Genomic DNA, 23,636 nt, shown 5'->3' on the forward strand with positions numbered 1-23,636 from the left:
TGGATTCGATGCGGCTTCATTCAATTCCTGCTATTTTCTCAATTCTGCATGAAAAGTTTGCTCAAGCCGGTCCACAACGGCTGCATGCGCAGATGAAACTTCTTCATCCGTCAGCGTGCGCTCGTTATGGCGGTAAACGATCGAAATCGCCACACTCTTCTTGCCTTCACCCAGCTTGCTGCCCGTGAATACGTCAAATACCTGCACGGACTGCAGCAGTTCTCCTGCAGCTTCGCGAATGGCGGCCAGCATCGCTCCCGCTTCCACGCTGTCGTCTACAACGACCGCGATATCGCGTTCGGAAGCCGGAAAACGAGGAAGCTCACGGTATTTGATCTCTTCGTTCGCATGTTCATAAAGCGGCTGAAGCAAAATTTCCGCCGTATAAACATCGCCAAGATCGCGCTCCTGCTGCAGCTCCGGATGTACCTGGCCCATTGTGCCAAGCAGGAGCTGCGCCCCGCCTTCAACCGTCAGATACACGGAAGCCGAACGTCCCGGATGGTAGCCTTGCGGCTGATTCGCCACATAACTGATCGAATCTTGAAGTCCAAGGTATTCGAACAACGTTTCAAGTGCGCCTTTCAGGTCAAAGAAATCGACCGCCTCCGGCGTTTGGTTCCATTGTTTAGGTCCGCGGCTTCCGCACAGCAAAAGCGTCAGCACAGGAATTTCTTTAGGCTGGGTTGTCAGTTCCTCTTCCTGACTGTAGAACACGTTCCCCATCTCGAACAAGGCAAGATCGGTTTGCTTGCGGTTGGCATTATAAGCTGCGACATCAAGCAGCTGAGGGATAATGCTTGTGCGCAGCACGCTCCGCTCCTCGCTCATCGGCATCGCAAGCTTGATTGCGCGCGCACCTTCGGTTAATGCCGGGAATAGAGCGGTCTCGTCGGGATGCGTAAAGGAGTAGCTGATGACATCCTGCCATCCGCCATGCGTAAACAATCTTCGAATATCGCGGCGCAAAGCCTGCGGCTTCGTGTATGCTCCCGGCGTGGTCGGTCCTTCGATCGCGGTTGTCGGGATATTGTCGTAGCCGTACAGACGGGCGATTTCTTCAATAAGATCCACGTCTCTGGAAATATCGCCGCGGCGCGAAGGCACCTTCACTTCGAGAATCCCCTGCGCGGTATCGGCGCAGCTGAAATGCAGGCGGCTGAAGATGGTTTTCACTTCAAGCATCGACAACTCCGTACCGAGAAATCGGTTCAGTTTGTCGAACGAAAGCACGATAACTTTGTCTTCTGTCGCAGCCGAACCGGCTTCCACGATTCCTTTGTGGACCGCTCCGCCTGCATAGCGGCATATGAGAGCTGTCGCGCGGTTCAGCGCCGGAATAACGGCATTTGGATCCACTTCCTTCTCGAAGCGCAAACTTGCCTCGGAGCGAAGTCCCAGTTGTCTCGAAGTTTTGCGGATGGTGCCGCCGTCAAACTTGGCGGATTCCAGCAAAATATTCACCGTATTATCGGTTACTTCGGAGTTAAGTCCACCCATCACGCCAGCGAGTCCAACCGGCTGCACGCCATCGGTAATCAGCAGCATATGCGGCTCCAGCTTGCGTTCTTGGCCGTCCAGCGTAACCAAAGTTTCGCCTTCCTTGGCAAGGCGGACGTCAATGGCTCCACCTGTCAGTTGATCCGCATCGAAAGCGTGCAAAGGCTGGCCGTACTCCAGCATGACATAGTTGGTAATGTCAACGATGTTGTTGATCGGGCGCACGCCGGCAGCCATCAGGCGGTTCTGCATCCACTGCGGCGAAGGACCGATTTTCACATCCGTAATATATCTGGCAGCATAATGGCTGCAATGCTCCGGAGAGCTGATTTTCACGGAAATATGGCTGTCTGCCGCATCCGCGATTTCTACCAGTTCCTTTTCGGGATTCGGCAGTTTAACATCGCGGCCGAGGATGGCCCCGACTTCATAAGCCGCGCCAATCATGCTCAGGCAGTCGGAACGGTTCGGCGTCAAATCAAACTCCAGCACCTGGTCATCAAGGCCCAACACCTGACCGATCGGCGTGCCGATATGCAAGGATTCCGGCAGCACCAGGATACCTTCCTGCTGTTCTTTCGGCAGCAGCTTATCGTTCAAGCCCAGCTCTTTGGCGGAACAGATCATCCCTTGGGAAAGGGCGCCGCGGAGTTTGGCTTTCTTGATTTCCAGTCCTCCCGGAAGCTTAGCGCCAACGAGCGCCACCGGCACTTTCTGGCCGGCATCGACGTTTTTGGCGCCGCACACGATCTGCAGTTCTTCCTCCTGCCCGGCATCGACGATGCAAATATTCAGTTTATCCGCATCCGGATGTTTTTCTTTGCTTTTCACATAGCCGACGACAACTTTTGTGACCCCTTTGTTGCGGTTTTCAATCTCGTCGATTTCGATCCCCGCGCGCGTAATCTTCTCAGCAAGCTCTTCGGCCGCCACATTTTCAAGCGATACATAATCCGCTAACCATTCCGTTGATACTTTCATTTACGGGTCCCTTCCTTCTTTCCTTATTCGCTTAGCCGCCCCTTGCCTTATTTGCGGGCAAATTGCTTCAAAAATGCCATGTCGCTGTTATAGAAATGACGGATATCGTCAATGCCGTATTTTAAAATCGCGATCCGCTCTACGCCCATGCCGAAAGCAAAACCGCTGTATTTTTCCGGATCGTAACCGCCCATTTCGAGCACCTTCGGATGCACCATGCCGCAGCCCAAAATCTCCAGCCATCCCGTATGCTTGCACATCCGGCAGCCGTTGCCCCCGCATTTCACGCAGGTGACATCCACTTCCGCGCTTGGCTCCGTGAACGGGAAGAAGCTTGGACGAAGACGGATTTGGGTGCTGGAACCGAACATCTCCTGTACGAATTGAAGCAGGGTGCCTTTCAAGTCGCTCATGCGGATATTTTCGCCGATAACCAAACCTTCGATTTGATTGAACTGGAAGGAATGCGTAGCGTCATCATCATCGCGGCGGTACACCTTGCCCGGACAGATGACTTTGACAGGCACTTCTCCTTCCATCTTTTCCATGGTGCGGATTTGCACCGGAGAAGTTTGCGTGCGCATCAGAATTTCTTCCGTAATGTAGAACGTATCCTGCATGTCGCGCGCCGGGTGGTTTTTCGGAAGGTTCAATGCTTCAAAGTTATAATAATCCGTTTCCACTTCCGGACCTTCGGCAATATGGTAGCCCATACCGATGAAAATTTCCTCGATCTCCTCGATCACCTTGTTGAGCGGATGAATGCCGCCTTGCTGCATTTTGCGCCCAGGCAGCGTTACGTCAACTTTTTCCGCCTGCAAACGTTTTTCGGTTTCGGCTTTCCGGAACGCCTCTTGTTTCGCTTCAATCAAAGCCTCAATCGCGCCGCGAACCTCATTGGCAACTTGGCCGATTTTCGGGCGTTCTTCCGCGCTCAGCGCTCCCATCCCACGCAAAACTTCAGTAAGCGCGCCTTTTTTGCCCAAATATTTCACGCGCAGATCATTCAGCGTTTGTGCTCCTTTTACCCCATGCAGCTGTTCCAGGGCTTCCTGCCGCAGCGCTTCGAGTTTTTCCTTCATCTCTTCCTGCCTCCTTCTTAAAATAAAACGCACCTCGTACGTCTGGCCTTCTAAAACGTTTGCCTACATAAGTTGAACTAATGATTGAACGGATAAAGGCAGCCGGACGCTCGACTTTAAGCTTTACAAAAATAAAAAAGGCCTTTTCTCCCGGAAAGGGACGAAAAGACCGTGGTACCACCCTTGTTAGAACTGCTTGCCGCCCGCTTTCCGGGGGACAAACCTGTTCTCACTTTAATCGCTGTAACGGTGCGTACCCGGTATCCCCTACTTCGATGCCGAATATGCCGGCAAAGGTTCAAGGAACTGCTCCGGAGGGAATTTCGGCAGCCCGTTTCTGTAGAAACGCTCTCAATCTGCGGCGTTTCCTCCCTGTAAAGTGGCACTGCGTACTTGTCTCCATCATCGCATTTACTTCTGCTGTTCAAACACATCTTGATGTGTTAATCATTTTGCACACTATATGCAATGTTATTCCTTTTGTTGACTATAATCAATTATTATAAGTAAAAAACGCGGTGCTGGCAAGTCGCCTGCGGGAATCGGCTGGTCGTGTCACGTGTCTACAAGCTCTCAAGCTGCTTCCGAAGAGCACGAACTTCACCAATCCGCTCCTCCCCGCCTTCCGGATCCTCAATACCCAGCAGCCTCGAAATTTCCCATTCAAGTTCAAGTCTTCGTTTCTCCCGGTCCGGATCTTCCTTAAGCACCCCGCCAAGTCTTTTCAGCCGTTCTTCCTCTTCCTTCACGGAACCCTCAAACAGCACCGGCTCGCGCTCCGGCGACAACGTCAGCAGACGGTTGGCCAATTTGCGAACCAGCATGCGGTCATGCGATACAACAACCAACGCGCCGGGATATGCGACCAGCGCTTCTTCGACCACCTCACGCGTGTGAATGTCCAAATAGTTCGTCGGCTCATCCAGCACAAGCAGATTGGCGCCGCTGAAATACAGCTGCACGAATGCGGCGCGGCATTTTTCGCCCATGCTTAGATCACCGATACGCTTGAAAACATCCTCCCTGGAAAAAAGAAAACATCCGAGAATCGTCCGCGCATGCGTCTCCGTCATATCCGGCAGTCCGAGCAAACTTTCCAGCAGCGTCTCTTCCTCATTCAATCCTTCAAGCTCCTGCGAGAAATACCCCACATTCACGCCCGGATGCATCCATACATTTCCTTGATCGGGTTCGAGCTCGGCAAGTACCAGCTTCAGAAGCGTGGATTTACCGCTGCCGTTCGGCCCTCTTACCGCCAGCCGGTCGCCGCGGGACAGCAGCAAATCAAGTCCATTAAACAGCTTTTTGCCTTCGTAGCCGAAACGCACTTGTTCAAGACGCAACAGAACACGGGCCGCGAAACCTCCCTCTCCCAGCTGCATGTTTACCTTTAGCGTATCCTTTGGCTTTTGCACGCTTTCCTTTTCCAGCCGTTCCAGTTCCTTTTGTTTGGCATGATACCTGGAAATGTTTTTCTTCGCTTTCGCTTTGTAAAAAGGAGTGGCGGCTTTGGTTTCGGTATTTTTATGGGCGGATCCGTCGGCCCTGAGAAACCACTCCTGATAACGGCGGATCGATTCCTCCAACGCCTCCTTCAGCTGTTTCTGCTTTTTGTAGAGCGCCTCCTGCTCCCGCAGCTCCCGCTCCTTCTCCCGTTTGTAATCCGAATAACCGCCTTTGTATCTCTTCATCCCGCTTTCCGTCAATTCGCAAATTCCGGTTGCAACATGATCGAGGAAGGTACGGTCATGGGATACAAACAGCACGGTGCCTTCATAGCCGTTCAGCCATTCTTCCAGCCAGGCCAAACTCTCCCCATCAAGATGGTTAGTCGGCTCATCCAGCAGCAGGAACGAGGGGCGTTTGACGAGCAGAGCAGCGAGTCTGACCCGGGTTTTCTGTCCGCCGCTTAATTCGGAAAACGGAACCTGCCATAATTCCGCTCCGATATTCAGCATGGTCAGCACCTTTTCGATCTCAATCTCCCACTGAAAACCTCCCAGCTGCTCATAGCGCTCAAGCGTTTGACCGTACGCGTCAAGCAGTTTCTGGTCGTTTGCGGAAGCCCCGCTGGCCAGTTCTTGTTCGAGCCTGCTCAGTCTCTCCTTGACAAGCCACACCTCTCCGCTGTCGCAACCAGCCGCCGCAAGCGTTGTCAGGGCCAGCAGGGAATCGGAACTTTGCTTCATCATTCCCCACTCCTCCAAAGGCAAACCGCGTTCCACGGTTCCCTGATCAGGCTCCAGCTCCCCGGTCAGCACTTTTAATAACGTCGTTTTTCCCGCCCCGTTCGCGCCGAACAAGGCCAGTTTTTCGCCTTCATATATTTCAAAATCCACCTTTTCAAAGATGGCTTTCCCTTTAAATTCTTTCGCCAGTTTTTTAGCTTTCACAATATTCATCATATATGAATCACCCTTTTAATCAGAAATGGAAAAAACCGCAGGCAGAATGCCTACGGCAGGGAATTGAAATGATGGTGATTGCCTATGCTTGAACAAGCGGGCGCCGAAAAAACATGATAATCCATCATGTTAATCCTTAAAACGCACTTAACCGATGAATGCATGAAAACACAAAAAAAAGCATTTTCCCATCCATAATCAAGATCCACGAGTCCCCAAAAATAGACATACCAATCCTATTCCTCTTCCCTGCTCCTAAAGCAGAGATTGCCTGATTCAACAATTTGATGTTGTCTATGCAGATTAGAGAGAACAGTGATGTGTATTCATTGGATTGTGTGGTTACCTCGTTTTTCTTTAGGATGTCATGCTTATAGTCATTCTAACAAACTTTTCTGAAGATGGAAAGCCCTTAAAAGAAACCTCGTACATCTCTGGATGTATCCGGCCGGATCAAGATCAACATCGGGAGGGATTCGGGCTTCGCCGTCCATTGATATTCTTTATTTAAGGGCGGCAAAACCAGAAAAGAAACGCGGCTCATGAAAGAACGCCATCTCGAAGAACTGAAGGTCGCCCACCAACAGCTTGAAAATGCCTATGCCCAATTACATCAGGCGCATCTGGAGCTTGAAGAGGCATCCGAACGTTCGCTCCGCTACGCGGTTCTTGAGGAAAGAAGCCGGATTGCCGCGGATATCCATGACAGCATCGGTCACGGTCTGACCTCTGTTATCGTGCAGCTGCAGGCGCTGCCCTATATGGTTGAGGCTTCTCCTGAAGAAGCCGGCTCAGCGCTGCGGAACGTCACCGAGATTGCCCGCAGCTGCCTTCAAGACGTCAGATCGGTCGTGCATGAGATGGGGCTTTCCCTTCAGAATTCCGGCCTGCATGAACTTGAGAAGCTGATTCAGAACTTCAGTGGACAGCACGGGCTTCCGGTTTCTTTTGCCGCCGATATCCATGAAAAAATCGCCCCTGACCAAATATATGTGCCGTATCGGATTTTACAGGAGGCTTTGACCAATATTTTACGACATGCGAATGCCGCCAGTGCCAGTGTCAATCTCACCAGGCATAACGAAAATATCATGATGGTCATTCGGGATGACGGCCAGGCGCAGACTTCCATTACACCCGGCTTTGGACTTACGACCATGAAAGGACGATGCGAAAAAGCCGGAGGCACTCTATCCATTCAACCTGTACAACCGCATGGATTGGAACTCACTGTATAGCTTCCACGGTCAGCAAGCACAAAAAACGAGGTGGTTAACATTGATGCAACCTGAACGGATTCGCGTCCTGATCGCGGATGACCAGCCCCTAATCCGAAACGGGCTCGGGTTTATTATTAAGGTACAAAAGGATATGGAATGGTGCGGAGAAGCCGGCAATGGTCATGAAGCCGTCCATTTGGCTCTAAAAGAACGTCCTCATATCATACTTATGGATGTGCAAATGCCCGAGTTGGACGGAATTCAGGCTACCCGTGAGCTCAAGCGCCTGCTCCCTGACAGCAAGGTCATTATTCTGACGACCTTTGATCTGGAGGAATATGTATATGAGGGCATCCGTGCAGGCGCGGTCGGATATTTGCTGAAGGATGCCGAACCGGAGGAACTCCTGGGCTCAATCCGGGCCGCCAGCCGCGGGGAGGCTATATACCGCACATCCGCCGCGGCCAAGTTGATTACAGAAGCGCTGCACCAATCCGCACTCTCCAAACCTCAGCCTAACAATTTGCCCGATTTGCCGGAACCACTGACCGAACGGGAGCTTGAGGTGCTTCAGGAAATGGCCTATGGGCTAAAAAACGAAGACATCGCCGCCAATCTGCATATCAGCGAAAGCACCGTCAAAACGCATGTTCACCGAATTTTGCAAAAAATAGGCGTCGAAGACCGGACACAAGCAGTGGTGCTTGCGATCCGCAGCGGGTGGGTAAAGTAAACCTGGGCTACCGGGGCGCTAAAAGGCTTCTGCACGAAAAAGACCATCCCTGATAAACGGGAATGGTCTCTCGGTGCATTATTTGCGGTAAGCGGCAAGCCTTTGGTTTAATTCTCTGGTTTGGCCGTATACATCCTGGTAAATCGAAAACAAACCGTCATATTGTTTCACACGATCCGGATCGGGAGCATAGGTTTGGAACGGACGAATGAACTGCTTCGCACACGCTTCAAGAGACGGAAACCATCCGCAGCCGTATGCCGCCAAAATGGCGGCACCCATGGCAGGCCCCTGCTCGCTTTCCAGCTTGACGATGTTGGCATTAAAAATATCCGCCTGCATCTGCAGCCATGTTTCATTCTGAGCGCCGCCGCCGATCGCGGTCACTTCGGTAATGTTTTTCCCGGACTCGCGGATAATATCGATGGACTCGCGCAGCGAAAACGTGATGCCTTCCAGAACGGCACGCGCAAAATGCTTTGAGGTATGGCCTGAATCCATGCCGATGAAGCTGCCGCGGATATCCGCATCCGGGTGAGGCGTACGCTCGCCGGAAATGTAAGGCGTAAACAGCAGGCCGCCGCTTCCCGCCGGCACTTCTTCAATGCCTTCCAGCAAGCTTTCAAAGGTCGATTCCTTGGCAAACGTATCCTTAAACCAGGAAAGGCTGTGCCCTGCCGCCAGCGTGACGCCCATGACATAAAAAGCGTTCTCTTCCCCGTGGTTGAAAAAATGCATTTTCCCCTGCGGATTCACGTCTTTGCGGCTTTCATAGGATAGGACGACCCCTGAAGTACCGATGCTGCACATCGTTTGGCCTTCGCTCAAAATGCCCGCGCCAATCGCTCCGCACGCATTATCCGCACCGCCCGCAAAAACCTTCGTCGATGGGAGAAGTCCGGCGGCTTCCGCCACAGCCGGCAGCAGCGTGCCCGTCTGCCCGGAAGACTCCACCAGCTTCGGACAAAGCGACAGCGGCAGATCGAAAGCCTGAGCAATATCCGCGCTCCATTCTTTTCCCGCTACATCCAGCAGCAGGGTGCCGGCCGCATCCGAGTAATCCATGGCAAAATCGCCCGTCAAACGGTACCTGACATAATCCTTCGGCAGCAGAAACAAAGAAGCCTGGGACAAGATGTCCGGCTCATGCTCCTGTACCCACAATATTTTCGGAAGCGTAAAACCTTCCAAAGCCTGGTTGCGCGCAATGTCAAGCAGCTTGCTTCCAAGCATCTGTTCGATTTTGCAGCATTGCGGCGTCGTACGCGTGTCATTCCACAAAATCGCCGGACGCAGCGCCGTTCCTGCCGCATCCACCAGTACCAGTCCATGCATTTGCCCGGAAAAGCTTATGCCTTCCACATCGGCCGGGTCCGCCTTGGATTTCTCCATCAGTCTGCGCAAACTTTCGATCGTGCGATCCGCCCAATCTTCCGGATTTTGCTCGCTCCAGCCTGGATTCGGACGATGCAGCGGATAACTTTCCGCATGCTCGCACACTACCTTGCCTTCCACGGAAACAAGCACCGATTTTACCGCACTCGTCCCGATATCGATTCCGATTACGTATTTCATAAATAGCGCCTCCTAAGGCTAAGGTCTTTAAAATAACCCCGCAAAGAGTATCGGAAAGAAGTCCGACGCCTCACAAAGAGAGGCGCTTTTGCGGAGCAAAAGTACTGAGTGACGTGTAGCCTTTGAAGCTTATTCCGATTACTTTGCGGGGACCCCGAATGATATGTTAAAAAAGAGAAGGCTGCCGAAGAATGCTTCTTCAGGCAACCTCCGCCGCATGTTTTTGCTCGCGTACCTTTGTTTAATCCGCCAAAATATATTGATTCAGCAGCGCCTTCAGCATTTCCTGCCGGCCGGACTCGTTTTTGCGTGGCTGCTCATTGTTCAGCGCGTATTCGGACAGGGAAGCCAGCGTCGCTTTGCCGGAGACGATCTCGGCGCCGACGCCTTCCTTGAAGCTGCCGTACCGTTTTTCGATGAAGTCGTCAAATACGCGGTCTTCGATAAGCCTAGCAGCTACCTTCAGCCCTTTCGCATACGTATCCATCCCTGCGATATGGGCAAGGAACAGATCTTCCGGCTCAAAGGATTGGCGGCGGACCTTCGCGTCGAAGTTAATGCCGCCTTTGCCGAGGCCGTCATTTTTGAGCACTTCGTACAAAGTCAGCGTCGCGTCGTAGATGTTTACAGGGAATTCGTCCGTATCCCATCCGAGCAGCATGTCGCCTTGGTTCGCATCTAGCGATCCCAGCATGCCGTTGATCCGCGCCACGCGCAGCTCATGCTCGAACGTATGGCCTGCCAGCGTAGCGTGGTTGGCTTCCAGATTCAGCTTGAAATGTTTATCCAGGCTGTATTTTTGCAGGAACGAAATGGTTGTTGCCGCATCAAAGTCATATTGGTGTTTCGTAGGTTCTTTTGGTTTCGGTTCGATCAGGAACTGGGCGTCAAAACCGATTTCCTTCGCGTAATCCACCGCCATGGAGAACAGGCGGGCCATGTTGTCCATTTCCAGCTTCAAATCAGTGTTCAGCAGCGTTTCATAACCTTCGCGGCCGCCCCAGAATACGTAGTTTTCCGCTCCGAGCCGTTTGCCGACCTCAAGGCCTTTTTTGATTTGTGCCGCTGCAAATGCGTACACGTCGGCATTGCAGGTCGAACCTGCGCCGTGCATGTAACGCGGATTCGTGAACATGTTCGCCGTGTTCCACAGCAGTTTTTTACCGGATGATTTCATGCCCTGCTCGATCAACTCGACAATCGTATCGATGTTGCTGAAAAACTCCCTCAAGCTGCCGCCTTCCGGCGCAATGTCGATATCATGGAAGCAGAAGTACTGCAGATTCATTTTATCCATAAATTCAAAAGCAGCTTCCACGCTGGCTTTCGCTTTATCCATGCCGCTGAGATGATCCCAGCCGCGGACGGCGGTTTCGCTGCCGAACGGGTCGGCTCCGCCCGCGGTCAAAGTATGCCAATAAGCCATGGCGAAACGAAGATGTTCTTCCATCGTTTTGCCGGCGACCTTTTCCTCCGGATTATAGTGCTTGAATGCAAATGGATTAGTTGAACGGCTGCCCTCGTACTGAATCTTGCCGACTTTTTCAAAATATGCCATGAGTAGATCCTCCTTCAAATAGTCCTTGAACGCAAACGTTTACAACCCTATCCTAACACATTCCTTGGACTTTGTATATTGGTTAAACAAAGTTTTTTGAGATTATAGAATTGAACATTTTTCATTGGAGCTTATGAATCAGGCTATCGCCAAGAAAAACATCCGCTAAACATGGTCTGCTTCTTAGAAAGCACGTCGAAAGGTTTTTCTTATATTGCTTCTTTCCTTGCGATATAACACGCCTCAAAACGAAAGGAATCTTCTGTACAAGCCGCTGCAGGCTATATTGCAATTTACGGAGGAAGGCACTAGACTAGGGGTCATATGACCAAAGAAACGTTGTTGAAGGATGTGTTGGATGTGAAAGTCACCGGCGATCAGGCGCTCGTCAAAAAAATAAACAAGTCTTTGATCCTGCATTCCGTACGCAAGCATCCTGAACTGTCGCGTGCCAGAATATCGGAAATGACGGGACTCAACAAAGCAACGGTATCCAATCTGGTTGCCGAGCTGCAGGCGGAGCAGCTAGTTCTTGAAGCTGGTCCAGGCGAATCCAGCGGCGGGCGCAAGCCGCTTATTCTGCATTTCAATGCCACTGCAGGATATGTGGTCGGCATGGAGGTGCGTGTGAAGCAGCTTGCCGCCGTCTTATGCGACTTGAACGGCAGCGTTCTTTGCGAAATGGAAGTGCCTCTCATCCAGCATGATTTTGAATATGTTCTTCGCGAGATGAAAAAAATCATTGCTGCTCTCATAGCCGAAGCGCCGCCGACGGTGTATGGCGTTGTGGGCATCGGAGTAGCGGTTCCCGGCATGGTTGACGAACACGGTACGGTGCTGTTCGCTCCCAACTTGGCATGGGAAATGATTCCCTTGCAGGAGCTGCTCGAGGAACACTTCTCGCTGCCCGTTATCATCGACAATGAAGCGAACAGCGGCGCATTCGGCGAACTCAATTTCGGCAGAGGCGAAGACGTCCGCCATCTGCTTTACATCAGCGCCGGATCGGGGATTGGCTCCGGAATCATTATCGGCGGAGAGCTTTACAAGGGGTCTAGGGGATATGCCGGCGAAACCGGACATATGTGCATCGAAGCCGAAGGTATCCCTTGCAGCTGCGGCAGCCGCGGCTGTTGGGAGCTATATGCTTCGGAGAAGGCCTATGATCTTGCGGCGGGGATCCCTGCTTTTCAGACCCGCGAACTTGTAACCATGGCCGCTCAGGGAAACGCTGCTGCACGGCAGCAATTTGAAGCAATTGGCACCTATCTTGGCATTGGTCTGACCAATCTGATCAACAGCTTTAATCCCGAGCTCATCGTGATCGGCGGTACCCTTTCCGAAGCTAAGGCATGGCTTGAAGCACCCATGCAGCAAGTCGTGACTCAGCGGACGCTTCCCTTTCATAAGCAGCAGCTCGAAATCGCGTTCTCCACGCTCGGAATTCGGGCCGCAATGATCGGGGCGGGTTTCTCCGCAGCCATGCATTTTCTTGGGCATGCAAGAGTGATGGTGTAGCGTCTTCAGTAACTTGCTCCAATTCTGACTTCTTAAAAAATGGTTGCAAATCCACCGTAATCATGTTATATTATTTCTTGTCTTCATTAGGTTGGGGACAAGAATACTAACGGGACGTAGCTCAGCTTGGTAGAGCACCTGGTTTGGGACCAGGGGGTCGCATGTTCAAATCGTGTCGTCCCGATTTTATTATTTGCGGGTGTAGTTCAATGGTAGAACTCCAGCCTTCCAAGCTGGTAGCGTGGGTTCGATTCCCATCACCCGCTCCATAAGATAAAAAACATAACGCCGATAGGCGTTTTTTTTAGTTTGAGCGGTTGTGTGGGAAGTGAACCCTCGCTGCGTGGTGGCGACAACGTTAGTCGTTTTTTATGCGGTTGTATGATGAAACCCGCATGCAATGGGGCAGTGACATTAGGCGCTTTTTGTTACGACTGTGTAGGAGTGAAAAAAGAAAAAGACGTGCACTATAACACGTCTAAAGAACACGCCGCTACTGAAGCAGAAACGCCTTCTCAAAATCCGCCGGCGGCACCGGTTTGCTGAAATAATATCCCTGCCCCTCATGGCAGCGCTGCTTTCTCAGAAAATGAAGCTGCTCTTCATTTTCCACGCCTTCGGCAGTTACCTTGAGCTGCAAATGATGGGCCATCGAAGCAATGGTGGATACAATCGCTGCATCGTTGCGGTCACTCATGACTTCGTTGACAAAAGAGCGGTCGATTTTCAGCCGGTCGATTGGCATATTTTTCAAGTAATGCAGAGAGCTGTAGCCGGTTCCGAAATCGTCGATGCTGATGAAGACCCCCAGGTCCTTCAGCCTCCGCAGCTGATCAAACGCCGTTTCCTTATCGAAGGTCATGCTTTCCGTAATTTCAAGCTCGACGTATTTGGGCTCCAGACCGATTTCCACCAAGATCTCTCCGATCTGATCGGCCAGCTGCGGCTGCAGGAATTGGCGCATAGACAGATTGATCGACACGCAAATCGGCTTGTAACCCGCATCCTGCCACTTTTTATTTTGCAGGCATGCCGTTCTCAGCACCCACTCCCCCAGCGGAACGATCAGGCCGCTTTCTTCTGCGAGCGGAATAAATTCTTGCGGCGGTACGTTGCCGCGTTTCGGATGCTTCCACCGGAGCAGCGCCTCCATCCCTACAATCTCGGTTGTTTCCAGGTGAACGAGCGGCTGGTACTCCAGATAAAATTCATTATTTCCAAGCGCTTTCCGCAAATCATTTTCCAGCTTTAATCTTTCCTTCGCCTTCAAATGCATGGCAGGAACAAAATGCCGTACATCCATACCGTAATCCTTGGCATGATGAACCGCAGTATCGGCATTCTGGATCAGCTGTTCCGCCGTATCCCCATCCTCCGGGAAAATGGCCATGCCTGCGCATAACGTAATATGATAGTCGTAATCATCAATCGTAATGGGTTTATCGAACAGCTGCATCAGCACCCTGCTCCGGTTCATTGCCGCATCCGCATCTAGAAGCAAAGGCATGATGACAGCAAACTCGTCGCCGCCCATGCTGAAAACTTCCTCGCGCGAAAGGGTATTTCGCTTCAACCGATTTCCTACCAGCTGCAATAGCCGATCGCCCGCTTGATGCCCAAGCGAATCATTGATATTTTTGAAACGGTTAATGTTGAATACGACAACCCCTGTGCGGCCATTTTCCGATTCATGCATCAGCTTATCCAGCCTTTGGGTGAGACGCCGCTTGTTCGGCAGGCCCGTCAGGTCATCATGAAAAGCCAGATAATTCATCTTGGCCTCAATCCGCTGCTGCTCGCGGAAAGGATCTTCTATCGTCGACCGGTATACGCCTTTTAGCATCAAGTAATAGGAGATTGAGCAGGACAAAGTACCTAATAAATAATCGATTGCATATATGCTGCCCGCATTCAAAATCAACCCCTGCCCAATCACAGTGTAAATCAGCGCCCGAATGATGATCAGGAGCGAAGGGGCCCTTTCTTTTCTGCAGCGGTAAACCATTAAAGTTATGCCGCTCAGGCATATAACCACGATGCCGATTCCGGTTAGCTTCATGAGAGCATTGATTTGCCCTTGGCTTTCGAGCGGAGGCAGCATATGGCGCACCAATGAAAATAAAACGGCTCCAAGCATGGCAAAAATCGCGGTTGCAACGAGCACCCGCTTTTTGTGCGAAACCTTGACCATTGAATCCATAAACGTATAAATCACCAATATGCCGGCTGTCAGAAATAGTTTGGATAAAAACTGCAGCCATAATCCGTCTCCCCGAGTCATGACGTGACCGAAAAAAGGCACTTCCATCAGGCTTATAGTCTGAAGCATGTCAAATATGGCCACACATAAAAACAACGCAGCCGTATACAACCTGTATCTGGATAACTTATGCGAAAATAATAGCCACCCCTGCGCAAAAATGGCAAAGCTCGCCGCTAAACAACAGCTGCCCAGTAAAATATACACCGTTTTAAACGCATTCGTATTCATCTCTTGCGCCGAAAATATGGAAACGATAAATCGGACTGCAATAAAAAATAATATTCCCCACAGGGCCGTTCTGATCGTTCGTTTTTCCTCTGCTCTTGTACGCATAAAGCCATCTGACCCCCGGGTTTTCCAAGTAATTAAATGAAGATGGTTTCATGCTAAATAATTCCACATTTCTACCCTTTCTCCTGCTAGGACCAGATAATAAATTTACTTCCTTAGCCATCCTTCGACATAAGACGCGCATTGTAGCTGACAAAATAAATATTTGCATCCTTTTCCGGTTTTAGCCGTAAAATAAATTATCACAATGAAGGAGTGAACGCGGATGATCATTGCTACTACAGAAAATATACCTAACCATGAAGTCGTTGAAGTTCTCGGGACAACCTTTGGCGTTGTCGTACGCGCACGGGGTATCGGCGGAGATATTATGGCCTCTTTGAAAGGTTTGGTGGGCGGCGAAGTCAAACAATATACGCAAATGATCGAGGATGCGCGCCGGCAGGCTATAGACCGGATGGTGGAAAACGCTCATGCCATGGGCGGGGACGCCATTGTCATGATGCGTTTCGATAGCGGGGATATCGGCAACAACATGAGCGAAATCGTGGCTTACGGCACCGTGGTCAGAACCCGGCCGATCGGTTAGGTCAAATATCCTATGGGCGCAGTTGTGATGATTATCCTTATTTACGGATCCCAGCTCGCTATATTCCTCCTGCTGCTTTGGCTCAGCTGGCGATTCTTCGACCGACGGTACCGAAGGAAAAGCGAGGAAGCAAGCCACCATGATCTGCTGAGCGGAAAATTCACCCCGACTTCCGAAATATTCGTGGATCCACGTGACGGGATCAAGTATCAGGTCTATTACAATAAAGAAACCGGAGAACGGGAATATGTCCCGATCAAGTGATTTTGCCTCATCCCAAGAAGAAACGCCTACGGCTCCTTTTCAAGGACGGTAAGCGATTCTGCGAGAAGTATAAGCTGCGAATATATTCGCAGCTTATACTTTCTTATATTAAATATTAAAAAAAGCTTGGCCGCAGCAACTGCAGCCAAGCTTTTTGATTCATATAAAACGGCATTGCCCAAAAAACCTCATTGCCCCAAAAAATGAAATAATATGGCGGGCCTCCGCCTTTATTTGGTATCGAAGTTCACTTCAGGCGTCGTCAGTTTGTCATAGAAATCCACGTATTTATCCTTATCCTTCGAAACGCGCTGCGCCATGGCCGAACGCGGATGTTCATCGAGCGTCCCCGTGATCATGTAAGGAATCAGGTACCCCCACTCTACTTTTTCACGGAGAGGGATCATATAACGTTCGATAATGTCAAGCACCGGACGCAGCGTGTAATGGGTATTTTTCAAATGCGTCACAAGCAGTTCCGTCGGGCAGTTCCCTGCGGCGCGTCCCATGCCGTACACGGAAGCATCCAGCAGCTCTACGCCATGCTCAGCCGCCGTCAACGTATTGGAGAACGCCAGCTGCATGTTGTTGTGCGTATGCACCCCAAGACGTTTATTAGGAAGATTGGTTTTAAATTTTTCTACCAAATATTCAACATCCTTGTGATCCAGACTTCCGTAAGAATCAACAATATAAACAACGTCCACCACGCTGTCCTTTATCATTTCAAAAGCTTCGAGAAGCTCATTTTCCATCACGTTGGACAAGGCCATAATGTTCAGGGTTGTCTCGTATCCGCGGTCATGGAAGACCTGAATCAGTTCAAGCGCCTTATCCACATCCTTGATATAGCAGGCTACCCGGATCAGATCAAGCATGCTCTCGGAACGCGGCAAAATGTCGTCCACGTCAACCCGGCCGATATCAACCAGAGCGGATAACTTGGTTTTACCCTTTTGAGGAATCACTTGACGCAGGAAATCATCGTTCAGAAAACGCCATGGTCCGGCCTGATCGGCCCCCTTCAGCAGTTTCGGAGAGTTTTTGTAGCCGATTTCCATATAATCAACGCCAGCCTCATTCAGTCCGGCATATAGATCCTGTACAAATTCAACGCTAAAGTCCCAATTATTTACCAGTCCACCATCACGAATGGTGCAGTCCACAATCTTGCAAGGGTTGGTCTTCAACAAAAACTTCTCCTTCCACTTAAAATTTATTATTATATCATACTTGAATGGCGGGGAAAAAGTAAAGATGAATATGTGCATATTCGCAAACCGGGCACATTTAACAAATAATGCTTGTTCTTTTACAAGTTTTTATATTGAAGGTCTCCCTATCTCGTGCTATATTTTACGTAAAGAACTTATTGAGATTGATTATCACTCTCTGGAGGCATTCATGATGAACGAACCAACATCCCTTATTGATTTACAACCCGGCAGCTCGGGTTCCATATATGCAATCAAAGAAATGAATCCGATTCTCCGGCAACGCCTGTATGATTTGGGCGTTCATGAAGGCTCCATTGTCTCGATGAAGCAGCGCGGACCTTTCGGCGGTCCGATTACACTGGAATGCAACGGACAATTGCTCGGAATCCGGCAGAAGGAAGCGCGTGAAATCGAGGTGTCCCTCCAATGAGCTCCTTCGCTCTGGTCGGCAACCCGAATACAGGTAAAACATCTCTTTTTAATACACTAACAACCTCTTACGAGTATGTCGGCAACTGGGCCGGGGTGACCGTAGAGAAAAAAGTCGGGGACTTGAAGAATGGCGGCGGCCAACTGGTTGACTTGCCCGGCATCTATTCTCTCCATCCCCTATCCCGGGATGAGGGCGTCGCAGCGAGTTATTTAATGGATGAAACACCTTCCGCCCTGATCAACATCGTGGATGCTTCCCAATTGGAGCGCAATCTTGCGCTGAGCGTCCAACTGCTTGAATACGGGCGGCCGATGATGCTCGGTCTCAACATGATGGATGTGGCGAAAGCCCGGGGCATCCGTGTCGATCCCGAGAAGCTGCAAATGCTGCTCGGGATTCCTGTCGTGCCGCTTGTGGCCAGGACGGGCAAAGGCAGCTCGGAAATCTTGGGAATGCTGCCTAAGATTCCGGAAATATCCCCAAGCCAGATCAAGCTGGATTACGGGATCGCGGAAGCTGCGATTGAGGAAACAGGGAAGCTGATCGCTTCCGTATCCGGACTGCCGGATCACCGCTGGGTGGCGCTTCAACTGCTTGCGCAAAATCCGGTCATTGTTGAAGAGTTGGCCTCCAAGATCGATATGGATGCCGTCAATAGAATCAGCAGCAACTGCGAGGCACAGCTGAGACAGGCCGGACTTTCCTCTGCTCTTCCTGAATGGATCCGTTCCGTCCGGAACGAATTTATCGAGCAGATATGCTCAGCCGCCGTAGACCGCTCTTCCCAAAAGCCGCATAGCCTAACCGAACGTATGGATGCTATTTTAACCCACCGTTTTCTGGGTTTACCTATTTTCCTTGCGTTCATGTTTTTGCTTTTTAAGGTTACGTTCGACTGGATCGGCACGCCCCTTTCGGATCTACTGGATGGCTTGATATCGGGACCGGTCAGCGACGGGATCAATAAAGCGCTGGACTTAGCGGGAGCTTCCTCCTTCACCCATGCTTTGATCGTGGACGGCATTGTGGCGGGCGTCGGCGGCGTGCTTGTGTTTATCCCGCAAATTTTTGTCCTGTTCCTCATCATTTCCTTTATTGAGGATTCGGGGTATATGGCACGCGTCAGTTTGCTGATGGACAGTCTCATGGAAGCTGTCGGATTGAACGGAAAAGCATTCATTCCTTTTATTATCGGATTCGGCTGCAATGTGCCTGCCGTCATGTCCGCACGCAGCATTGAACAGCCGAAGGACCGGCTGCTGACAACCCTGCTGATTCCGCTCATGTCGTGTTCAGCAAGGCTCCCGGTATATGCGCTGTTCGCGGGCGTATTTTTCGAGAGCCATCAAGCGCTGATCATCCTGTCCATGTATGTACTGGGCATCGTTATGGCGCTTCTACTCTGCAAGCTGTTTTCAACCTATTTGCTGAAAAACGAATCCTCGGTGTTTATCGTCGAGCTTCCGCCTTACCGTCTGCCGCAAGGACGCACCCTGATCCGGGGAACCTGGGAAAAGGGCAAAGGATTCCTCCGCAAAGCCGGTACGCTCATTCTTGGCGGTTCCGTATTGATCTGGTTTCTCTCTTACAGCGGACCCGGAGGATTCGGCGTAGACATGGATGACAGTTTCCTGGCCAAAATCGGCGGTCTCATGGCTCCGCTGCTGGCACCGCTTGGCTTTGGAACCTGGCAGTCGGGTTCTTCGCTGCTGACCGGCTTTTTGGCAAAGGAAATCGTTGTTTCGACTATGAACATCATTTATCACGTTCCTAACATGGAAGGCCTGCAAGGACAAATTGCGCACAGCTTTACGGGGCTGCAGGCATACAGCTTTATGGCTTTTGTTCTGCTGTATACGCCATGTCTGGCCACGGTGGGCGTCATCCGCAAGGAAACTTCCTCCTGGCGCTGGACAGCATTTTCGGTCGGTTACGCCGTGGCGCTGGCTTACCTGATTTCCCTAATTATTTATCAGGGCGGACGTTTATTGGGCCTGGCTTAAGAGCGGACCTGGACTAACAGAAACGGGGGATACAACCATGATCGATATTCTGATTGTCGGCGCCATTTTCGCCTATGCGGCCTGGACGCTTTACCGACATGTGAAAAAGAGCAAAAAAGGTGCTTGCGCCTCCTGCGCCTTGAATAAAACCTGTCAAGCTGCCTGCTCCATGTCAGAAACAGCTCCGAACCAGGCCAGCCGGACAGAAAGCCGAAACACCAAGCTCCAACATTAGAACAAGCCAAAACCTTTCAAAACAAACGGGCGGTCCGGATTTCATTTGTGAAATCACGAAGCTGCCCGTTTTTCCGTGCGTATCCCTTTTTTACGTCATCCCTGTTTTCCCCAATATCCCCGTTATCCCGCTGTTCCTTGCTGCGCAAGAATCCATTCTGTAATTGTACGGACCATGACCCCCGTAGCTCCTTTCGGATTGACGCCCCGCTCCTTGGCGAGAAAAGCTGTTCCCGCAATATCCAGGTGAATCCAGGGCAGCCCTTCCGCGAAGGTCCCGATAAACAAACCGGCCGTAATGGTTGCACCCCGGGGACCCGTGCTGTTTTTGATGTCGGCCACATCGCTTTTGATCATATCCCAAAATTCTTTATAGGCCGGCAGCGGCCACACCTTTTCGCCGGAACGCTTCGAAGCCAAAATGAACTCCTCCAGCATCGCATCATCATTGGATACCGCCCCGGTGGCGACATCCCCCAGAGCCGACAATACCGCCCCGGTAAGCGTAGCAACGTCGATCAGCTTTACGGCCCCCTGCTGCCTTGCATAAGTCATGGCATCCGCCAGCACCACTCTGCCTTCTGCATCGGTGTTTAATACTTCGATCGTCCGCCCGCTGAAGCTTCGGATGATGTCCCCCGGTTTATAGGCATCGCCTCCGGGCATATTTTCCGCCGCTGGAATGATCATCACGACGTTGACGGCAGGCTTTAGCGATCCGAGTGCATTCATCACTCCAAGGACAGCGGCAGCTCCGCCCATATCGCTGATCATTTCCTCCATCCCGATCCGACGCTTGAGGGAAATGCCTCCCGTGTCGAAGGTGATGCCTTTGCCCACAAGTCCGATGACATCATCCCATTCCGGCTTGCCCTGATATTTGACCATAATCAATCGCGGCGGGTGTACGCTTCCCTGACCAACGGCGATCAGCCCTCCCAGACCAAGCTGCTTCAGCTCTTTTTCATCCAGCACGGACGCTTCGAAGCCATGCTGCCCAGCCACCTTCAGCGCCGCCTCAGCCAAGTCTTGGGGCACCAGCAAATTTCCCGGCAAATTGGTCAGATCCCTGGCCAGGCAAGTCGATTCGGCATAGGCCCGGCCCCGCCGGATGCCTTCTTCCCAGTCGCTTAATTCGGCAGCCCCAACCTTTCCGCTGCGGAGAAAGATCAATTGTTCGATTCCCTGGTAGGATGAAACCTGCTTTTTATATTGCTTGGGACGATAAGATCCCAAAATCAAACCTTCCGTTAACGCCTGGGCGGCAACTTGTGCATTTTGCTCTGCAGAAAAAGCGAGCAGCGGCGAACTCAGCTCCCAAGCCAGCTTTTTGACTCTCATTTTCAAGGCCGTTCGGGCCGCCTGTGCTGCCGCAATCCGCAGCTCCTCCGAGCTTAATGGACGCTCGCCTGCTCCCACGAAAATAACCGTCCGGTATTCTCCCCGGCCCGGCAGCGGCACAGCATAGGTCTGAAACGGCGCAGCTTGAAACAAGTGGCTTTCCATCAACGGCAGCAGCATCGAATTCCAAGTCTGACGCATACTCCCATCCTGAACGCCCTGCGGCGATACCAATACGATAAACGCGTCAACATCATATTCTGCTGCGCCCGTCTCTTCTCTCCACTGGATTGCAACCTGCATATATTCGGAATTGGAATGTCCATTCATCGGCTATCTTTCCTTTGTCATGAAGTTTTCGGACGATAATCATATATATTATTCCACATTTGTCCAATGCAACTCCTTGAACAGGTTTTTTCGCCTTGAAATTAGCCACACTTAACGGACACCATGGACGCTAATTCATAAAAAACAGCGATTTCCAAATTCTAACGGTCACCACAGCACTTATTTGCTGCAAAAGACCACTAAAAGGGGCGTTTTCATTAAAATAGCGGCAGCTGTGTCCGTTAAAAATCAGAATGGCCGAAATTGCCACCTTTAGCGGCAGCTGTGTCCGTTAGAGATTTAGCGGAGCTATGTCCGTTAGAGCCACCAATTACACTCTTTCCTTTCTGTTGTAATGCAGGTAGGTTCTTGGATTGACCATTTATTCAATGTAATCACTTCACTGGGTAGAAATTTTTGGGGACTTCTGGTATTCTATTTCATTACTACTAAATATATATTATTGGTATTTTACCTATTTATTTTTCCAAATCAGATTTATAGTTCCATTCGAAACAGAAAATAAAATGGAGGAATCCCAAATGAAAGCTCTATTAAATCATCCATGGAATATAAGCGAACAGGAAGCCATCCAATTGCAGCAGGAATTAGCTCTGCGGGTGATTCACGAAGATTGTGAAATCCCGGTTCATTATGTGGCCGGCGTCGATGTGGCATACAGCAAACACAGCGGCAAACTTGTCGCGGCGGTCGTCATTTTGAAATCAGATTCACTGGAGCTTATCGAATCCGTAACCGTTGAAGGTACCGAGCAATTCCCTTACATTCCGGGATTATTTTCATTTAGGGAGCTTCCACCGGTGATCAAGGCTTTTGAGAAATTACAAATCACTCCCCAACTCGTCGTTTGCGATGGACAAGGCGTCGCTCATCCCAGACGGTTTGGATTGGCCAGCCATTTGGGCGTTCTTCTGGATATTCCTACGATTGGATGCGGTAAAACGAAGCTCATAGGGGATTTTGAGGAACCGGATCTGAAACGGGGAGCTTATGCTCCGTTAATCGATCATGGCGAGGAGATCGGGAGCGTGCTTAGAACTCAGGAGGGGATTAAACCGATTTTTGTCTCGGTCGGACATCGCATTTCATTGGCAACTGCTCGTGAATGGGTCCTCAAACTCTCTCCGCGCTACCGTCTGCCGGAAACAACGCGCCAAGCGGATCATCTTGTGAAGATGGCGTTGGCTGGGCGGGACTGTTAAAAATGAATCCTATCGCTTGCCTAACTCGTAACAAACTATAGTGATTTAACCATGATCTCCATGCTTCTATTAAAATCAATATACATAAAAGAAAGGCGTGAAAATATTGCAAGATCAACGTTCCAGCGATAAACAAGTCATGTTAACGAGTTGGGATATTCATAATAAGGATTTTTCGAGTACTTTTAACGGTTATAACAAGGATGAGGTTAATGAATTTTTGGATATTATTGTGAAGGATTATACAGCTTACGCCAAGATCATACAGGATCTCGAAAACGAAATTAAAAGGCTGAAAAAAGCAGCTCATTCAGACCAATCAAATCTTGAAGAAAGAGTTCGCAATCTGGAGATTCACTGTTGGGGTATGCCAAGGGGCTGATGTCCGGGTTAGATAAGAACGCCATTCGTTCGCATAACTGTGACGGATGACGTTTTTTTATATACCTTACACCTCGTATATAACCCCATCAGGTTCATTTACTTTAAATTCAATTTGTAAATCTTGTGTGCTCTTACTAAAAACCCCTAATAACTTTTTGCAATTTTCAGTTGGTTTATACTTAAATTTTACATCGAATATAAAGCCCTCTACTGATTTAGTATCCGGATAAACACTAAAGATTTGCCCGCTCTCAATAAAATATATGTATGCATTAATTTTGTCTTGCAATAATGTTAAGTGTTGGAGTTCATTTTCCCAGTCTAAATGGTCTACAATCATTAAAGCTATTTTATTTTCAGTTTTACTTTTTCCTATACCATCCACTTTATTTTTTTCTAATATCGACACTCCAATTCCCCCCTCTATTTTTCATCGAAATAGTTTGAACAATCCATTGAAGTTTTTTCGAGTAGTTCCCAAGTTTTCAAATG

General features: G+C 50.3%; 19 protein-coding genes, 2 tRNA genes and 1 other annotated feature. Of the genes, 12 read left to right on the forward strand and 9 right to left on the reverse strand.

Features of this window, described 5'->3' with window-relative positions; all coding sequences use genetic code 11:
- Positions 1 to 30 precede the first annotated feature (30 nt).
- From pheT to abc-f, 3 genes are all read right to left on the reverse strand, one after another.
- Complete coding sequence (gene pheT, locus L6442_RS25655; protein ID WP_212977041.1) at positions 31 to 2,481, reverse strand: phenylalanine--tRNA ligase subunit beta; 2,451 nt, start codon at positions 2,479 to 2,481, stop codon at positions 31 to 33.
- Between the two features lie 47 nt (positions 2,482 to 2,528).
- A complete protein-coding gene (gene pheS, locus L6442_RS25660; protein WP_212977042.1) occupies positions 2,529 to 3,563 on the reverse strand; it encodes a phenylalanine--tRNA ligase subunit alpha in 1,035 nt (344 codons plus the stop codon).
- 153 nt (positions 3,564 to 3,716) lie between these two features.
- Positions 3,717 to 3,978: a binding site (T-box leader), on the reverse strand.
- 148 nt (positions 3,979 to 4,126) lie between these two features.
- A complete protein-coding gene (gene abc-f / locus L6442_RS25665) occupies positions 4,127 to 5,968 on the reverse strand; it encodes a ribosomal protection-like ABC-F family protein (RefSeq protein WP_212977043.1) in 1,842 nt (613 codons plus the stop codon).
- A 542-nt stretch (positions 5,969 to 6,510) separates the two neighbouring features.
- Between abc-f and L6442_RS25670 the strand changes: the two genes are divergently transcribed.
- Both L6442_RS25670 and L6442_RS25675 read left to right on the forward strand, forming a co-directional pair.
- On the forward strand, positions 6,511 to 7,206 hold the full coding sequence (locus tag L6442_RS25670) for a sensor histidine kinase (RefSeq protein WP_212977044.1): 696 nt from the start codon (positions 6,511 to 6,513) through the stop codon (positions 7,204 to 7,206).
- Positions 7,207 to 7,249: 43 nt separating this feature from the next.
- Complete coding sequence (locus L6442_RS25675; RefSeq protein ID WP_212977184.1) at positions 7,250 to 7,921, forward strand: response regulator; 672 nt, start codon at positions 7,250 to 7,252, stop codon at positions 7,919 to 7,921.
- A gap of 78 nt (positions 7,922 to 7,999) precedes the next feature.
- Here the strand turns inward: L6442_RS25675 and xylB are convergent, their stop codons facing one another.
- Both xylB and xylA read right to left on the reverse strand, forming a co-directional pair.
- On the reverse strand, positions 8,000 to 9,496 hold the full coding sequence (gene xylB / locus L6442_RS25680; RefSeq protein WP_212977045.1) for a xylulokinase: 1,497 nt from the start codon (positions 9,494 to 9,496) through the stop codon (positions 8,000 to 8,002).
- A gap of 241 nt (positions 9,497 to 9,737) precedes the next feature.
- Complete coding sequence (gene xylA / locus L6442_RS25685) at positions 9,738 to 11,054, reverse strand: xylose isomerase (RefSeq protein ID WP_212977046.1); 1,317 nt, start codon at positions 11,052 to 11,054, stop codon at positions 9,738 to 9,740.
- A 360-nt stretch (positions 11,055 to 11,414) separates the two neighbouring features.
- On the opposite strand from xylA, the gene L6442_RS25690 reads away from it, so the two are divergent.
- The 3 genes from L6442_RS25690 to L6442_RS25700 all read left to right on the forward strand — a co-directional run bounded on the left by L6442_RS25690 (position 11,415) and on the right by L6442_RS25700 (position 12,841).
- Positions 11,415 to 12,572 (forward strand): ROK family transcriptional regulator, encoded by a 1,158-nt coding sequence (locus L6442_RS25690; protein WP_212977185.1) that lies wholly within the window; start codon positions 11,415 to 11,417, stop codon positions 12,570 to 12,572.
- Between the two features lie 110 nt (positions 12,573 to 12,682).
- A tRNA-Pro gene (locus tag L6442_RS25695) sits at positions 12,683 to 12,756 on the forward strand.
- An 11-nt stretch (positions 12,757 to 12,767) separates the two neighbouring features.
- Positions 12,768 to 12,841, forward strand: a tRNA-Gly gene (locus L6442_RS25700).
- Positions 12,842 to 13,065: 224 nt separating this feature from the next.
- Here the strand turns inward: L6442_RS25700 and L6442_RS25705 are convergent.
- On the reverse strand, positions 13,066 to 15,168 hold the full coding sequence (locus tag L6442_RS25705; RefSeq protein WP_212977047.1) for a putative bifunctional diguanylate cyclase/phosphodiesterase: 2,103 nt from the start codon (positions 15,166 to 15,168) through the stop codon (positions 13,066 to 13,068).
- A 223-nt stretch (positions 15,169 to 15,391) separates the two neighbouring features.
- Between L6442_RS25705 and L6442_RS25710 the strand changes: the two genes are divergently transcribed.
- Together L6442_RS25710 and L6442_RS25715 are read left to right on the forward strand one after the other, a co-directional pair.
- The gene (locus L6442_RS25710) at positions 15,392 to 15,715 is read left to right on the forward strand and encodes a YbjQ family protein (protein ID WP_212977048.1); all 324 of its coding nucleotides are present in this window, start codon (positions 15,392 to 15,394) and stop codon (positions 15,713 to 15,715) included.
- Positions 15,716 to 15,742: 27 nt separating this feature from the next.
- The gene (locus tag L6442_RS25715; protein WP_212977049.1) at positions 15,743 to 15,979 is read left to right on the forward strand and encodes an HD family phosphohydrolase; all 237 of its coding nucleotides are present in this window, start codon (positions 15,743 to 15,745) and stop codon (positions 15,977 to 15,979) included.
- Positions 15,980 to 16,209: 230 nt separating this feature from the next.
- On the opposite strand, the gene L6442_RS25720 is transcribed toward L6442_RS25715, so the two are convergent.
- Positions 16,210 to 17,169 carry an aldolase catalytic domain-containing protein gene (locus L6442_RS25720; protein WP_194229881.1) on the reverse strand — a complete coding sequence of 320 codons (960 nt, stop codon included), beginning with the start codon at positions 17,167 to 17,169 and terminating at the stop codon, positions 16,210 to 16,212.
- Between the two features lie 214 nt (positions 17,170 to 17,383).
- Between L6442_RS25720 and L6442_RS25725 the strand changes: the two genes are divergently transcribed.
- The 3 genes from L6442_RS25725 to L6442_RS25735 are packed head-to-tail and all read left to right on the forward strand — an operon-like array spanning position 17,384 to position 19,867.
- On the forward strand, positions 17,384 to 17,626 hold the full coding sequence (locus L6442_RS25725) for a FeoA family protein (RefSeq protein WP_212977050.1): 243 nt from the start codon (positions 17,384 to 17,386) through the stop codon (positions 17,624 to 17,626).
- Positions 17,623 to 19,632 (forward strand): ferrous iron transport protein B, encoded by a 2,010-nt coding sequence (gene feoB / locus L6442_RS25730; protein WP_212977051.1) that lies wholly within the window; start codon positions 17,623 to 17,625, stop codon positions 19,630 to 19,632. The genes L6442_RS25725 and feoB overlap by 4 nt, the downstream gene beginning before the upstream one ends.
- A gap of 37 nt (positions 19,633 to 19,669) precedes the next feature.
- On the forward strand, positions 19,670 to 19,867 hold the full coding sequence (locus tag L6442_RS25735) for a FeoB-associated Cys-rich membrane protein (RefSeq protein ID WP_212977052.1): 198 nt from the start codon (positions 19,670 to 19,672) through the stop codon (positions 19,865 to 19,867).
- Between the two features lie 122 nt (positions 19,868 to 19,989).
- Here L6442_RS25735 and L6442_RS25740 read toward each other — a convergent pair whose 3' ends face one another.
- Positions 19,990 to 21,537 carry a leucyl aminopeptidase gene (locus tag L6442_RS25740; RefSeq protein ID WP_237100086.1) on the reverse strand — a complete coding sequence of 516 codons (1,548 nt, stop codon included), beginning with the start codon at positions 21,535 to 21,537 and terminating at the stop codon, positions 19,990 to 19,992.
- A 542-nt stretch (positions 21,538 to 22,079) separates the two neighbouring features.
- On the opposite strand from L6442_RS25740, the gene nfi reads away from it, so the two are divergent.
- Together nfi and L6442_RS25750 are read left to right on the forward strand one after the other, a co-directional pair.
- Positions 22,080 to 22,760, forward strand: coding sequence for a deoxyribonuclease V (gene nfi, locus L6442_RS25745; RefSeq protein WP_212977053.1), 681 nt, complete (start codon positions 22,080 to 22,082; stop codon positions 22,758 to 22,760).
- A 106-nt stretch (positions 22,761 to 22,866) separates the two neighbouring features.
- Positions 22,867 to 23,142, forward strand: coding sequence for a DivIVA domain-containing protein (locus tag L6442_RS25750; RefSeq protein WP_212977054.1), 276 nt, complete (start codon positions 22,867 to 22,869; stop codon positions 23,140 to 23,142).
- A gap of 66 nt (positions 23,143 to 23,208) precedes the next feature.
- On the opposite strand, the gene L6442_RS25755 is transcribed toward L6442_RS25750, so the two are convergent.
- Positions 23,209 to 23,553, reverse strand: a complete 345-nt coding sequence (locus L6442_RS25755; protein WP_212977055.1) for a DUF6572 domain-containing protein — start codon at positions 23,551 to 23,553, stop codon at positions 23,209 to 23,211.
- Positions 23,554 to 23,636 lie beyond the last annotated feature (83 nt).

This window comes from Paenibacillus azoreducens (assembly GCF_021654775.1).
Taxonomy (GTDB): Bacteria; Bacillota; Bacilli; order Paenibacillales; family Paenibacillaceae; genus Paenibacillus_AQ; species Paenibacillus_AQ azoreducens.